This is a genomic window from Pseudomonas sp. Pseusp10 (genome assembly GCF_059492225.1).
In genome coordinates, this window is the sequence record NZ_CP168528.1 from 1090172 (window position 1) to 1105757 (window position 15586).

Below are 15586 nucleotides of genomic sequence, written 5' to 3' on the forward strand. Positions count from 1 at the left end.
CGTCGGGTGGGTTGGGAGGATGCCTTACGGATTAACACTATCCTTCAACGACTTACCCAGCTTGAGCTCAACAGTCTTAAATCTCTTTGGGGGATTGGGGGGCTGCGAATTTTCCGGGCAAGGTCCTCGGACGTTTCCTTCAAAACGTAGCGGTTTTCATGAAGTGGTGTGATGTGAGTTCCATCGATAGTCTTTGGCGGTCACTGACTATTCAGTGGTGGGGTGTAGGAACCTCTCAAGACCGTTAGAGCTATATTGGCGTCACTGCTTGGTTTGCGGCCGTTTGCATGCGGCCGTAAGATCAGTTGCGGCGGCTATGCGCGGGCACGCTTCGGTGTGGTCGAGTTTTGCTCTCAGGTCTCGATATTCCTACCCCGTGCATAGCTGCCACCCTAGCCCGTAGGAAGGCTAATGGCAGGTCCATTTCCTCCCTGGAGCGTTAAAAATGAAATCAATTCACCCCGACCCACCCTACGAAAAACCGATCCCTCATCCCGACAACCGCTTCATGGCGTTGACCAGCAACTGCAACGACATGCCCACCCTGTTCGTCGACACCCACGCGCCACTCGACATCCTCACTGACGCTGCCAACTACAGAATCCGCGCAGTAACCCAAGTGCTTGAGAACCTCTCCATGCGGGGTTCGATCGAGTGCGAGTCGTTCATCCTCAGCGATTTCGCCTTGCTCTGCGCTATTCCATTGCGCGATGGCTGTGATGTGCTGGATGTGATCGGGCGGCGGTTGCGGGCGCGGCCTTCGGCGTAGCGCAGAGTGCTTTTGTGGCGAGGGGGCTTGCCCCCGTTCAACTGCGTAGCAGTTGTAGAACAGGGGGAGTGCAGTGTGCCAGGCCAGGCCGGGGTTCAGGTTTTGGGGCTGCTTCGCAGCCCAGCGGGAGCAAGCTCCCTCGCCACAGGGGAGGGCGGAGCGGCCACTCAGCCGCCACCCCCTGACTTGCCGGCCGGTAAAAGGTAAACTTCCCGGCCTTCGCAGGAGCAGCCATGAATTATCGTCACGCCTTCCATGCCGGCAATCACGCCGATGTGTTCAAACACCTGACCTTGACCCGCCTCATCGCCCTGATGTCGCGCAAGGAGCAGCCGTTTGCCTATCTCGACACCCACGCCGGCATCGGTTTGTATGATCTTCAGGGTGACCAGGCCAGCCGTACCGGTGAGTACCTGGAAGGCATTGCGCGTTTGTGGGATCAGCCGGATCTGCCGATCCTGACCGCCGATTACATGCAAGTGCTGCACGAGATGAACCCGGATGGCCAGTTGCGCTATTACCCGGGGTCGCCGGAGCTGGCGCGACGTTTGACCCGTCCGCAGGATCGGGTGTTGCTCAACGAGAAGCACCCGGAAGACGGCGTGTTGCTCAAGGACAACATGGCCGGTGATCGCCGGGTCAAGGTGCACCTGGGCGAAGGCTGGCACGTGTCGCGGGCCTTGCTGCCGGTGCCGGAGAAGCGTGCGGTGATGTTGATCGATCCGCCATTCGAAAAACTCGACGAGATGCAGCGTTGTGCCGCGTCGCTCAAAGAAGCGATTGGCCGGATGCGCCAGACCGTGGCGGCAATCTGGTATCCGGTGAAGGATCAGCGCGCACTGCGCCGTTTCTACCAGGACCTGGCCGGTACCGGTGCGCCGAAGTTGTTGCGGGTGGAGTTGCTGGTGCATCCGCTGGATACGCCGAACAGCCTGAACGGCTCCGGGTTGGCGATTGCCAATCCGCCGTGGGGGTTGGAGGAAGAGTTGCGTGAGTTGCTGCCGTGGTTGTCCGAGAAGCTTGGACAGACCCAGGGTGGGTGGCGGATGGATTGGTTGATTGCCGAGAGTTGATCTGTAGGCGCGAGCTCCCCCGGGCGGCGTTCCGACGAAGTTGGTGAACGTTGACGCGAAAAACCAGATGCCCAGCGGCGCCCTTTGGTTTTTCGCGAGCGAGCTCGCTCCTGCAGTAGTTAGATCGGGCAGGTCACGCCTGTACCGCCAATCCCGCAATAGCCTTCCGGATTTTTGGCCAGGTATTGCTGGTGATACGTCTCGGCAAAATAGACGGTTGGGGCCTGGTCGATTTCGGTGCTGATTTCACCGAGGCCGGCCTTGGACAGTTCAGCCTGGTACGCTTCTTTGCTCTTGAGCGCGGCGTCCAGTTGTTCAGGCGAGGTGGCGTAGATCACCGAGCGGTACTGGGTGCCGATGTCGTTGCCCTGACGCATGCCCTGAGTCGGGTTGTGCAGTTCCCAGAACATCGCCAGTAGCTCCTGGTAGCTGACCTTGGCCTTGTCATATACCACCAGCACCACTTCGGCGTGGCCGGTCAGGCCCGAGCAGACTTCTTCGTAGGTCGGGTTCGGCGTGAAGCCGCCGGCGTAACCCACAACAGTGCTGACCACGCCGTCGCGCTGCCAGAAGCGGCGTTCCGCACCCCAGAAACAGCCCAAGCCAAAGATCGCGAACTCGACGTCCTCGAAGAATGGGCCCAGCAGAGGGGTGTCCTTGAAGACAAAGTGCTTCTCAGGCAGGTTCATCGGGGTTTCGCGGCCAGGCAGAGCTTGTTCTTTAGTAGGGAGCACGTTTTTGTTCACCAGAATTTCCGAGCGCAGAACCATGATCAGTCCTCTCAGTCAGGTTGAGTTGTCAATAAACAGACTGCCAGTGTGCCCAATGCCGGCCAGATACGCACTACCCTTGTGGGAGCGAGCTTGCTCGCGATGAGGGCATAACTTTCAGCATCAATGTCGACTGATCCACCGCTATCGCGAGCAAGCTCGCTCCCACAGGTTCTGTGTCTGTCAGGCGATTGGGCCACGCGGGTAGCGTTTGAGCTTTTCGATCAGCTCATTGCCCGGGATCGGACGGTCGAACAGGTAGCCCTGGCCGACGTCGCAGCGGTGACGGCGCAGGAACGACAACTGCTGGGCAGTTTCGATGCCTTCAGCCACGACCTTGAGTTTCAGGTTGTGGGCCATGGCGATCACCGCGGAGGTGATTTCCATGTCGTCCTGGTTGTCCGGGATTTCGTGGATGAAGCTTCGATCGATCTTGATGATGTCGATGGGGAATTTTTTCAAGTAACTGAGCGACGAGTAACCGGTGCCGAAGTCGTCCATGGCCAGGGTCAGGCCCAGGCGCTTGAGCTGGTCGAGTTGCAAGTGGGTGTCTTCGGTGGCTTCCAGCAGCAGGCCTTCGGTCAGCTCCAGCTCCAGCAAATGAGCCGGCAGGGCTTCTTCCTTGAGGATGTTGGCAATGGAGGCCACCAGGTCCGGATCGGAGAACTGCTTGGGCGACAGGTTGATCGCCACTTGCAGGTTGCCCAGGCCGTAGGCGGTCAGCGCTTTGCTCATGCGGCAGGCCTGGCGGGCGATCCATTTGCCGATCGGAATGATCAAGCCGGTTTCTTCGGCGACGCTGATGAACTGATCCGGGCGGATCATGCCCTTTTCCGGATGATCCCAGCGCAGCAGTGCTTCCATACCCAGCAGGCGCCCGCTGCGCAGGCACAGTTTGGGCTGGTAGAACACGTCGAGTTCGTTCTGGGTCAGGGCACGGCGCAGGTTGTTTTCGACGAACAACTTGTAGCTGGCCTCGGCGTTCAGCGCTTCGGTGAACACCTGCACCTGATGTTTGCCGTTGGCCTTGGCCTTGTGCAGTGCCAGCCCGGCGTTGCGCATCAGGGTTTGCGGGTCGCGCCCGTGCAGCGGGGCACAGGCCAGGCCCACAGAGCCGGTGACGCTGATCAACTGGTTGTCGACGAACATCGGTTTGTCGAGGGTCGCCAGCAACTGGTTGGCCACTTGCTGGCCCACCGTGAGATCGCTGTTGTCCAGCAACACGGCGAATTCGTTACTGGCGAATCGCGCCAGGCTGCCGCTCGGGATCAAGCTGTTGCGCAGGCGCCGGGCCAGGCTGATCAGCAGTTTGTCGCCGGTCTGGTGGCCGAGGCTGTCGTTGATCCGCTTGAAGTTGTCGATGTCCACCAGCAACAGGCTGATCGGTGCGTCGCTGTCCCGGGCGAAGCGTTCATCGAGGTTGCGGATGAAGGCCGGGCGGTTGCCGAGGTTGGTCAGGTTGTCGGTGTAGGCCAGACGCTCGATACGCTGCTGAGCGAGCTTGGTCTGGGTGATGTCTTCGTAAATGCCGATGTAGTGAGTCAGCTCGCGGTTGTCGCCGTAAACCTTGGAGATCGACAATTGGCCCCAGTAGGGTTCGAGGTTTTTCCGGCGGCTCTTGAATTCGCCCTGCCAACTGTTGCTCTTGACCAGCGCCGAAGGCGCGTCGAACAGCAGTTCGCTGAGGTTTTCCAGGGCCGGCAGTTCCGACAGGCGCTGACCGTGCACTTCTTCGGTGGAGTACTGGGTGATCGCGGTGAAACTCGGGTTGACGTATTCCACCACGCCGTCGCAGTTGACCAGCAGAAAGGCGTTGGCACTTTGTTCGACCGCACGCTGGAACAGGTGCAGGGCGCTGGTGGCGGTACGCCGGTTGTGGTTGCTGATGACCTGGGCAAACTGGTCCGCCAGTTCGCCGGCGAAGGCGATTTCATCCGACTGCCAGGCGCGGGTCGCCCCGGTTTGCTCCAGGCACAGCACGCCGACCACCTGGCCATCGACGCGGATACTGGCGTCTAGCATTGCGTTTACGTCGCGCGGGCGCAGGCTTTCGGCCATCTCCCGGGTGCGTGGGTCGCGCATGGCGTTATGGGCGTCGATGGCGCGGCCGGTGTGCAAGGCGTCGAGGTAATCGGGGAAAACACTGACGTCGATCGGCTGCGGCAGCAGGTATTCCTGATTCGTGCGGTGATAGGCCGAGATCGGCACCAGCATCGAGCCTTCGAGGTGCCACAGGCTGGCGCAGTCGATTTCGTAAATGTTACAGGCGCTGCGGGTGATCAGCTCGGCGGCTTCGCGCAAGGAATTGTTGCTGCTGTAGCGTTGACGGGTGAGCAGCAGAATGAGGTCCTGCTGGGCACGCACCCGGTCCAGATGCAGCAGTTGCTCCTGCTGGGCTCGCTGATTGAGTTCCAGGGCGATTTGCAGGCGCGAGTTCTGGGTTTCCAGATCCAGGGCTGGTTGCAGCGGGTCATCCTCGAACAGGCCGTCAATGACCAACAGGTAGCCGCGTAACAGATGTCGATTGTGTTGTTTGTAGGCTTCGCCCAGTTCCAGCAGATTCAGGGGGCCCGAGGCGGTGTGCAGGGTGTAGCGGATCAGGTAATGCGTGCTTTCAGTCAGCTGTTGCTGGATCGCGTCGTGCAGTTGATAGCGTGCTTGCGGCTCCATCAGGCTGGCGTAGGGCGAGCCCACCAGCGCACACAGCTCAACGGCGGGCAGGCCGAACTGGCGTTCGCAATTGGGATCGAGAAACAGCAGCGCCCAGCTGGGTTCATTAAGCCGTTCGAAACGCAGCATGCCGAGCCGCGAGGGCACAGGCAACTGCGTCACTACCTCGGCCACCATACGGCTGGTGGCATCGGGTTGGCTTTTCATGGAGGGGAACTCGCTTCGAATATGCTGAACGCGCTGGGCTCTCGCCCTCTTTACTGTTGCCTGCGGCAAGGTTGCATCATTGCGACACCGACTGACAAGAGAGATGAAGGCCAAGTGCTATAAGAATATGTCGGCAGGCGTGAAGATTTCTGCAGCGCCCGGCAAAAAGTATTGCTATTGATCAGATTGCAGCCTTTGGGGGCGTCCCGAAGGCTGCGATTTTTTGCCATCACCGCAAATCAATGCCTGTCGATTGCAGCAACTTGCCATCCCGATCGTGGTAATTCACCTGAATGCGTGCGGCATCGATGACCAGATGCGCGAAGTTATCCTGACTGATGACTTTGCCGGTCAATTCTTGCCGATATTCGCCTGCGGCGTTCCGGGCCAGCGGTCGGTCGAGGATAAAGCTGGATTGAGTGGCATAGGGCAGCAGTCTGGTGTTGCACAATGGCGACGACACGATGGTGTGCACTTCGAAGTCCTGGTCTTCACTGTGGGTTAACCGACTTGTCAGCGAACCGTGAACATCACCGGAAATGAAGATGACGTTCCTGATGCGGTGCGTACGAATGGTCTCCAGCAAGCGCAGCCGTTGCCCGGGAAAACCGCCCCAGGCGTCATCCCCGTCGTGTTTGGCGTCAGGAAAGAACATCACGCTGGTGACTACCATCCTGACCTGGGCGGGGCTGTGGATCAGCCATTGGCACAAGGCATGTTCCTGTTCAACATCAAGGATGCGTCGATCATCGGCGGACAGATTGCGCCGGGTGCGACTATCGGTGACGAACCATTCGATATCGCCATCGGTGAATTGATACCAATAGTGCTTCGGATGGCGGCCGATCCGGCCATCGTCAAATACCGGGCTGTGGCTGGCTTGATATAACTCATAAGCAGTGATGGCGTTTTTATACAGAACATCATCGCCTGATCTTTTCTTTTTTGGCCAGTTATCTTCAATTTCGTGATCGTCGAGGATCATGTAAGTCGATACGTTGGCCATTAACCTGGAAATATGTGGCTGGGAGAACGCCGCACGGTATTTTGCGAGTATTTGCTGATATTCGCGGTCAGGCGCGAAGAAGTTCAAATCGTCGACATAGATCTGGTCGCCAGTCATCAGCATCGCGCTGACCGGCGGGTTGGCTTGTTGTGCCAATTGTGCCATCGAGGCAAATATCCGGTCACCCAGTTGTGGCGCCGACGGGATACCGGCGGTCATCCGCAAGTAACGACATGAACCGACAGTATAGGCTCGCGGTGTGCCGACAGTGCCGGACCGGGTGCGCAAGCGATAGAGTTCTTGTGGCCATTGCAGCGGCAGTTCTTGCAGCGACTCCTCGGTGTGCCCGGTACTCGTGGTGCTGAACCAGCCGGCCTGGTACTCGTATTCGGTATCGGCCGCCAGGTTATTGAGAACAATGACGTCGGACATGTCTTGCAGGCTTGTCAGCCTTGTAAAGATACTTTTAAGCCATTGTTCATGCCCTGGCTGCCGATAACGAATGCCGGCAAATACGGGGGCATCTTTTTGCGCTTTGCCGCGCACAAAGATACGCGCGTGATTAGTTGTGGTGTGGCCAATAATCGGGCCGACAGTTGGTTTTAGCATGTTTGAGTCCATTCGCTGCCAGTTAATCAGTCAGTTGGTTGTTTTGGCTTTAATAGGGGGGCATTCAGCCAAGACTAATTATTTGGCCCGAGTAAATAACTGGCAGAAATGGATTCGAGTTGTGGGCTATATCAGCCACAATTGTAGGAAGGCGTATTAAGTAAGAACTTCAGGCAAAAAAAGCCCCGCCAAATTGGCGGGGTTGAGGTACGAGCGTGGCGCTCGGAAACGTGGAACGCGATAGGCCCTCCGGTAAAGGAGGGCCGGTCGGTGTTACAGGAGCATGGTGCGGATGTCGCCCAGCAGGTCGCTCAGACGCTTGGTGAAGCGTGCAGCGGCGGCGCCGTTGATCACACGGTGATCGTAGGACAGCGACAGCGGCAGCATCAGCTTCGGCTGGAAGGCTTTGCCGTCCCAGACTGGCTGGATGGTTGCCTTGGAAACACCGAGGATCGCCACTTCCGGCGCGTTGACGATCGGCGTGAAGCCGGTGCCGCCAATGTGCCCGAGGCTGGAAATGGTGAAGCAGGCGCCTTGCATCTCGTCCGACGAGAGCTTCTTGGTCCGGGCTTTTTCAGCCAGGGAAGCGGCTTCGGCAGCCAGTTGCAGCAGGCTCTTCTGGTCGACGTTCTTGATGACCGGTACCAGCAGGCCATCCGGGGTGTCGACGGCGAAGCCGATGTTCACGTATTTCTTGCGGATGATCGCTTTGCCGCTTGGCGCCAGCGAGCTGTTGAAGTCCGGCAGTTCCTTGAGCAGGTGCGCGCAGGACTTGAGCAGCAACGGCAGGACGGTCAGCTTGACGCCGGCCTTCTCTGCAACGGCTTTCTGGGCAACACGGAACGCTTCGAGCTCGGTGATATCCGCCGAGTCGAATTGCGTGACGTGTGGCACGTTCAGCCAGCTGCGGTGCAGGTTGGCGGCGCCGACCTGCATCAGGCGGGTCATCGGCACTTCTTCGATTTCACCGAAGCGGCTGAAGTCCACGACCGGAATCGGCGGGATGCCCGCGCCACCGGTTGCGCCAGCAGCGGCCGGTGCTTCCTTGGCCTTCTGCATCATGGCCTTGACGTAAACCTGCACGTCTTCTTTCAGGATGCGACCGTGCGGACCGCTGGCGCCAACGGCGCTCAGCTCGACGCCGAATTCGCGGGCCAGTTGACGCACGGCAGGGCCGGCGTGAACTTTTGCACCAGGCTTGGCTGGAGCAGCGGCCGGCGTTGCAGCAGGTGCAGCGGCGGCAGGAGCAGCAGGAGCAGGTGCGCTCGGTGCGGCAGCGGCAGGTGCGGTCGCAGCAACAGGTGCAGCCGGAGCGGCGCCTTTGACTTTCAGTTTCAGGATCAGGTCGCCGGTACCGACTTCGTCATCGAGCTTGATGGAAATGCTTTCCACCACGCCAGCGGCTGGCGATGGGATTTCCATGCTGGCCTTGTCGGATTCCAGGGTGATCAGCGACTGGTCGGCCACAACGGTGTCGCCGGCCTTGACCAGGACTTCGATGATCTTGGCCTTGCCCGCCGAACCGATGTCCGGAACGTGGATGTCCTGAACGCTGTCGGCCACTGGAGCAGCCGGGGCTGCCGCAGGTGAAGGTGCAGCAGCAGGTGCCGCAGCGGCAGCCTGGGCCGGAGCAGCAGCCGGTGCCGCAGCACCCGCCACTTCCAGATCCAGGATCAGGTCGCCGGTGCCGACTTCGTCGTTGAGCTTGACGCTGATGGCCTTGACCACGCCAGCGGCAGGCGAAGGGATTTCCATGCTGGCCTTGTCGGATTCCAGGGTGATCAGCGATTGATCAGCCGCGACGGTGTCGCCGACCTTGACCTGGATCTCGATGATCTGGGCCTTGCCCGACGAACCGATGTCCGGCACGTGCACCTGCTGAACGCTGGCGGCAGCCGGCGCAGCAGCAGCAGGAGCGGCGGCAGGAGCAGCAGCCGGTTTGGCTTCAGCCTTGGCAGCCGGCGCAGCGGCAGCCGCAGGGGCTGGCGCAGCGGCACCTTCGACTTCCAGCTCCAGCAGTTCGTCGCCTTCTTTCAGGCGATCGCCCAGCTTCACTTTCAGGCTCTTGATGATACCGGCCTTCGGCGCAGGCACTTCCATGCTCGCCTTGTCCGATTCCAGTGTCAGGATGCTCTGGTCGGCTTCGATACGGTCGCCGACCTTCACAAACAGTTCAATTACTTCACCTTCACCGCTGCCGATGTCAGGTACGCGAATGAGTTCGCTCACAGAATCTCTCCTCAGCAGTCCAGTGGGTTGCGTTTTTCCGGGTTGATACCGAACTTGGCGATGGCCTCGGCCACCACTTTAGGTTCGATGTCACCACGGTCAGCCAGTGCTTCCAGGGCTGCCAACACCACGAAATGACGGTCGACTTCGAAGAAATGACGCAGTTTCTTGCGGCTGTCGCTGCGGCCGAAACCGTCGGTGCCCAGGACTTTGAATTCCTTGGACGGTACCCACTGACGGATCTGCTCGGCGAACAGTTTCATGTAGTCGGTCGAGGCGATGACCGGACCCTTACGGCCGTTCAGGCACTCTTCGACGTAGCTCAGCTTAGGCTTCTGGCCAGGGTGCAGACGGTTGGTGCGTTCAACGGCCAGGCCGTCGCGACGCAGTTCGTTGAAGCTGGTAACGCTCCACACGTCGGCGCCGACGTTGAACTCTTCACGCAGAATCTTCGCCGCTTCACGGACTTCACGCAGGATGGTGCCGGAGCCCATCAGCTGAACGTGGTGCGCCGCTTCGCGGGTGTCTTCTTCGAGCAGGTACATGCCTTTCTTGATGCCTTCTTCGGCACCGGCCGGCATGGCTGGCTGCTGGTACGACTCGTTCATCACGGTGATGTAGTAGAAGACGTCCTGTTGCTCTTCGGTCATCTTCTTCATGCCGTCCTGAATGATCACCGCCAGCTCGTAGCCGTAGGTTGGATCGTAGGTGCGGCAGTTCGGGATGGTCGCGGCCAGCAGGTGGCTGTGACCGTCTTCGTGTTGCAGGCCTTCACCGTTCAGGGTGGTACGGCCGGCGGTGCCGCCGATCAGAAAGCCACGGGTGCGGCTGTCGCCAGCGGCCCAGGCCAGGTCGCCGATACGCTGGAAGCCGAACATCGAGTAGAAGATGTAGAACGGCAGCATCGGCTGGTTGTGGCTGGAGTACGAAGTACCGGCAGCGATGAAGGAGCTCATGGCGCCCGCTTCGTTGATGCCTTCTTCGAGGATCTGGCCCTTCTGGTCTTCCTTGTAGAACATCACCTGGTCTTTATCGACTGGCTCGTAGAGCTGGCCGACGGAGGAGTAGATGCCCAGCTGACGGAACATGCCTTCCATACCGAAGGTACGGGCTTCGTCCGGGATGATCGGCACGATGCGCGGGCCGATTTCCTTGTCCTTGACCAGTTGCGCGAGGATCCGCACGAAGGCCATGGTGGTGGAGATTTCGCGGTCGCCCGAGCCGTCCAGGATCGCCTTGAGGGTGTCCAGTGGCGGAGTCGGGATGTTGAAGCTCTTGGCGCGACGCTGAGGTACGAAGCCGCCCAGTGCGGTACGGCGCTCGCTCAGGTAACGGGCTTCGGCGCTGCCTTCTTCCGGTTTGAAGAATGGCAGGTTTTCCAGCTCGTCGTCCTTGACCGGGATGTCGAAGCGGTCGCGGAACAACTTCAGGCTGTCGACATCGACTTTCTTGGTGTTGTGCGCAGTGTTTTTCGCTTCGCCGGCACCGGTGCCATAACCCTTGATGGTCTTGGCCAGGATGACGGTCGGTTGTTCTTTGTGGTTGACCGCTTCGTGGTACGCCGCGTAGACCTTGTATGGGTCGTGGCCGCCACGGTTGAGCTTCCAGATCTCGTCGTCAGACAGATCGGCAACCATCGCCTTGAGTTCTGGCGTGTTGAAGAAGTGTTCACGCACGAACGCGCCGTCTTTGGCCTTGTAGTTCTGGTACTCGCCGTCGATGACTTCGTCCATGCGGCGTTGCAGGATGCCGTCGACGTCCTTGGCCAGCAGTGGGTCCCAGAAACGGCCCCAGATGACTTTGGTCACGTTCCACTGAGCACCGCGGAACACGCCTTCGAGTTCCTGGATGATCTTGCCGTTGCCGCGAACCGGGCCGTCGAGGCGCTGCAGGTTGCAGTTGATGACGAAGATCAGGTTGTCCAGCTTCTCGCGGCCGGCCAGGGAGATCGCGCCCAGGGATTCCGGCTCGTCGCACTCGCCGTCGCCCAGGAAGCACCAGACTTTCTGCTTGCCTGGCTGGATAAAGCCGCGGTGTTCCAGGTACTTCATGAAGCGAGCCTGGTAGATCGCCTGGATCGGACCCAGACCCATGGATACGGTCGGGAACTGCCAGAAGTCAGGCATCAGCCAAGGGTGCGGGTAGGACGACAGGCCCTGACCGTCGACTTCCTGGCGGAAGTTGTTCATCTGGTCTTCGGTGATGCGGCCTTCCATGAATGCACGGGCGTAAACGCCTGGAGAGGTGTGGCCCTGGAAGTAGATCAGGTCGCCGCCGTGTTCGTCGCTCGGGGCCTGGAAGAAGTAGTTGAAGCCGATGTCATACAGGGTCGCACTGGAAGCGAAGCTGGAGATGTGACCGCCGAGGTCAGAATCTTTCAGGTTGGTACGCATTACCATGGCCATCGCGTTCCAGCGTACCAGCGAGCGAATGCGGCGTTCCATGAACAGGTCGCCAGGCATGCGTGCTTCGTGGGTAACGGGGATCGTGTTGCGGTAAGGCGTGGTGATGGCGTAAGGCAACTGCGAACCGCTGCGGGTCGCGAGTTCACCCATACGGGTCATCAGATAGTGAGCACGGTCTTCGCCTTCTTTGTCGAGAACCGATTCCAGGGCGTCCAGCCATTCCTGGGTTTCGACGGGATCGAGGTCTTGCATGGCTTGCTCCAGGGCGGAAAGGCTACCAGAATCGGTTGCCTGAGTTAGCGACTGGCCTTGTGGGCAGACGTTATGAATTCTTGGATTGCCGACAGGTTGTTCCGGCGGCGTGTAGTTTTACTACAAATCTTCCGGCATTTCAGCCCGGCTAATGTATATACGAGTAGTAAAACTACAGATGAGCGGCTTGTGGCCCCCGGCTGCGTTGTGAGAATAATCGTTAAGGTTGGTCTTTTTCCAACTAAAAAAGGTAAAAGCTTGATGCTGGCTGCCAAAATTAAAGAAATTTCAGCTATTTCTAACTTTTGTTCGACAGTCCCTCAGGTAGTGGGTTTTCGAAAACCACTACATGCAGTCCGTTGTACGCCGATCAAGGATAGACCATGAGCCTCCCTTCGCTTGCCGAACTGCCCGCCATTCTTCAGCCGTTTGTCACCCGCGCCGAGCAATCATTCCGGGCTGCCGTCGCCGCTTTGGGTGACGACCACGGGTTGTCTGCCTGGACGCCTGAGCGCTGGGCGCAATTTGCCCGCGTCACCGCCGCCAGCGATTTCGTGATTGAGCAGTGTGTTCGTGACCCTTTGATGTTGCTGGAGCTGGTTCGGTCCGGCGAACTGGACCGCCGCTTCGCTCCCGGTGAGTTGTGCGGGCAGATTGCCGCCGCCGTGAGCGCAGCCGAGACCGACGATCAACTTGGTCGCGCCTTGCGCCGTCAGCGTGCGCGCCACCAGGTGCGGATCATCTGGCGCGACCTGACCCGCCAGGCTGATCTGGTCCAAACCTGCCGCGACCTCTCGGACATGGCCGATGCCAGCATCGATCAGGCTTACCAGTGGTTGTACTCGAGGCATTGCCAGCAGTTCGGCGTGCCGACCGGGCGGCGCAGCGGCGAGCCGCAGCAGATGGTCATCCTCGGCATGGGCAAGCTCGGCGCGGTGGAGCTGAACCTGTCCTCGGACATCGACCTGATTTTCGCCTACCCCGAGGGTGGCGAAACCGTCGGCGCAAAGCGTCCATTGGATAACCAGGAGTTCTTCATTCGTCTGGGCCAGCGGCTGATCAAGGCCCTGGACCCGATGACCGTCGACGGCTTTGTGTTCCGCGTCGACATGCGCTTGCGTCCCTACGGTTCGGCGGGCGCGCTGGTGCTGAGCTTCAATGCGCTGGAGCAGTATTACCAGGACCAGGGTCGCGACTGGGAACGCTACGCGATGATCAAGTCGCGGGTGGTGGCCGGCGACCAGGTGGCCGGTGCGCAACTGCAGGACATGCTGCGACCGTTCGTTTACCGGCGTTATCTGGACTTTTCGGCCATCGAAGCGCTGCGCACCATGAAGCAGCTGATTCAGCAGGAAGTGCGGCGCAAGGGCATGGCCGACAACATCAAGCTCGGTTCCGGCGGAATTCGCGAGGTCGAGTTCATTGCCCAGGCGTTCCAGCTGATCCACGGCGGTCGCGATTTAAGCTTGCAACAGCGCCCGCTATTAAAGGTGCTGGGCACATTGGAAGGTCAGGGTTACCTGCCGCCAGCCGTGATCAGCGAGCTGCGTGAAGGCTACGAATTCCTGCGTTACACCGAACACGCGATTCAGGCGATTGCCGACCGCCAGACGCAAATGTTGCCCGATGGCGAGCAGGATCAGGCGCGTATTGCCTTTATGCTGGGTTTCGCCAACTGGACGGCCTTCCACGAACAATTGATGTATTGGCGTGGCCGCGTGGCCTGGCACTTCGGGCAGGTGATCGCCGATCCCGACGAAGAGCAGGGCGCCGAAAGCGAAGTGGTGGTCGGCGGCGAGTGGTTGCCGCTGTGGGAGGAGGCTCAGGACGATGAGGCCGCTTGTCGCCAGCTGGAAGAGGGTGGTTTCAAGGATGCCCCCAAAGCCCTGAAAGCCTTGGCCAGCCTGCGCAGCAGTCCGCAATTGCGGGCGATGCAGCGACTGGGGCGTGAACGCCTCGATGCCTTTATTCCGCGTTTGCTGGCGCAGGCCGTGGAACATGCCAATCCGGATCTGGTGCTGGAACGGGTGTTGCCGCTGGTTGAGGCCGTGGCCCGTCGTTCCGCATACCTGGTACTGCTGACCGAGAACCCCGGTGCGTTGCGGCGTTTGCTGACGCTGTGCGCGGCGAGCCCGTGGATCGCCGAGCAAATCACCCGTTTCCCGCTGCTGCTCGACGAATTGCTCAACGAAGGCCGACTGTTCAAGCCGCCACTGGCGCCAGAATTGGCAGCCGAGTTGCGCGAGCGCCTGACGCGGATTCCCGAGGACGACCTCGAACAGCAAATGGAAGCCCTGCGCCACTTCAAGCTGGCGCACCGCTTGCGGGTGGCCGCTTCGGAAATTGCCGGCAGCCTGCCGCTGATGAAAGTCAGCGATTACCTGACCTGGCTCGCCGAAGCGATCCTGGAACAAGTGCTGGCACTGGCCTGGCGCCAGACCGTGGCCAAGTACGGCACGCCGCTGCGCACCGATGGCACCTTGTGCGATCCCGGCTTCATCATTGTCGGTTATGGGAAAGTCGGTGGCCTGGAACTCGGGCATGGTTCGGACCTGGACCTGGTGTTCATCCACGACGGTGATCCGCAGGCTGAAACCGATGGGCCGAAACCCATCGATGGCGCGCAATTTTTCACCCGGCTGGGGCAACGGATCATTCACTTGCTGACGGCGCAGACCAACTCCGGTCAGTTGTACGAAGTGGACATGCGTCTGCGCCCGTCCGGTGCGTCGGGGTTGCTGGTGAGTTCCCTGGGGGCGTTTGCCCGTTATCAGGAGAACGAGGCCTGGACTTGGGAGCATCAGGCATTGGTGCGGGCGCGAGTGCTGGTGGGCAGCCAGGATGTCGGCCAGGCATTCGAGAAAGTCCGCGCTTCGATATTGGGCAAAACACGTGATCTACCGACCTTGCGCCAGGAGGTCAGCGAGATGCGCGCCAAGATGCGCGATAACCTCGGCAGCAAGAGCACCGCGGCCGGTACCGGGGCAAATGCCTTCGAAGCCACGGCACCGTTCGATATCAAGCAGGACGCCGGAGGTATCGTCGATATTGAATTTATGGTGCAATACGCGGCCCTGGCGTGGTCCGAAACACACCCGCCATTGCTGCGCTGGACGGATAACATCCGCATTCTGGAAGAGCTGGAGCATGAAGGGCTGATGCCCGTCGAAGATGCCAGCCTGTTGCGTGAAGCGTATAAAGCGTACCGTTCCGCCGCCCACCGGCAGGCCTTGCAGAAGGACCCCGGGGTGATTCCGGGCGACCAGTTCACGGATGAACGGCAGCAGGTCATGCGGATCTGGCGTGAGCTGGGGCTAAACTGACACGCGCCAGTCGGAGCGACAAGATTCAAAGGTGGGAGCGGGCTTGCTCGCGAAGGCGGAGTGTCAATCGATAGAGATATTGAATGTGATGGCCCCTTCGCGAGCAAGCCCGCTCCCACAGTAGATCTGCGGTGTCAGGCAGATCGAGGTACACCAATACCCATGTGGGAGCGAGCCTGCTCGCGATAGCGGAGTGACAGTCGACAGCAATGTTGAAGGTGATGACCCCATCGCGAGCAGAGCGCTTCCACAGTGATTTTCGAGGCGGGGAGG

The 15586-nt window shown here is 59.9% G+C and carries 8 protein-coding genes; 3 read left to right on the forward strand and 5 right to left on the reverse strand.

Annotated features, from left to right (window positions below):
- The first annotated feature begins 445 nt into the window (after positions 1 to 445).
- Entirely contained in the window at positions 446 to 769 is a 324-nt protein-coding gene (locus tag ACEN8Z_RS04905; protein ID WP_495596938.1) for a hypothetical protein, read from the forward strand.
- 233 nt (positions 770 to 1002) lie between these two features.
- Positions 1003 to 1842, forward strand: a complete 840-nt coding sequence (locus ACEN8Z_RS04910) for a 23S rRNA (adenine(2030)-N(6))-methyltransferase RlmJ (protein ID WP_015093178.1) — start codon at positions 1003 to 1005, stop codon at positions 1840 to 1842.
- A gap of 119 nt (positions 1843 to 1961) precedes the next feature.
- Here the strand turns inward: ACEN8Z_RS04910 and msrA are convergent, their stop codons facing one another.
- From msrA to aceE, 5 genes are all read right to left on the reverse strand, one after another.
- Positions 1962 to 2612 (reverse strand): peptide-methionine (S)-S-oxide reductase MsrA, encoded by a 651-nt coding sequence (gene msrA / locus ACEN8Z_RS04915; protein ID WP_102673187.1) that lies wholly within the window; start codon positions 2610 to 2612, stop codon positions 1962 to 1964.
- Between the two features lie 183 nt (positions 2613 to 2795).
- Complete coding sequence (locus ACEN8Z_RS04920) at positions 2796 to 5489, reverse strand: putative bifunctional diguanylate cyclase/phosphodiesterase (RefSeq protein WP_495596939.1); 2694 nt, start codon at positions 5487 to 5489, stop codon at positions 2796 to 2798.
- Between the two features lie 229 nt (positions 5490 to 5718).
- Complete coding sequence (locus ACEN8Z_RS04925; RefSeq protein ID WP_495598086.1) at positions 5719 to 7104, reverse strand: alkaline phosphatase D family protein; 1386 nt, start codon at positions 7102 to 7104, stop codon at positions 5719 to 5721.
- 273 nt (positions 7105 to 7377) lie between these two features.
- Positions 7378 to 9333: a dihydrolipoyllysine-residue acetyltransferase gene (gene aceF / locus ACEN8Z_RS04930; RefSeq protein ID WP_495596940.1), complete on the reverse strand. Its 1956-nt coding sequence runs from the start codon at positions 9331 to 9333 to the stop codon at positions 7378 to 7380.
- Between the two features lie 11 nt (positions 9334 to 9344).
- A complete protein-coding gene (gene aceE, locus ACEN8Z_RS04935; protein WP_007902527.1) occupies positions 9345 to 11990 on the reverse strand; it encodes a pyruvate dehydrogenase (acetyl-transferring), homodimeric type in 2646 nt (881 codons plus the stop codon).
- Positions 11991 to 12373: 383 nt separating this feature from the next.
- On the opposite strand from aceE, the gene glnE reads away from it, so the two are divergent.
- The gene (gene glnE, locus ACEN8Z_RS04940; RefSeq protein WP_495596941.1) at positions 12374 to 15313 is read left to right on the forward strand and encodes a bifunctional [glutamate--ammonia ligase]-adenylyl-L-tyrosine phosphorylase/[glutamate--ammonia-ligase] adenylyltransferase; all 2940 of its coding nucleotides are present in this window, start codon (positions 12374 to 12376) and stop codon (positions 15311 to 15313) included.
- Positions 15314 to 15586: the final 273 nt, after the last annotated feature.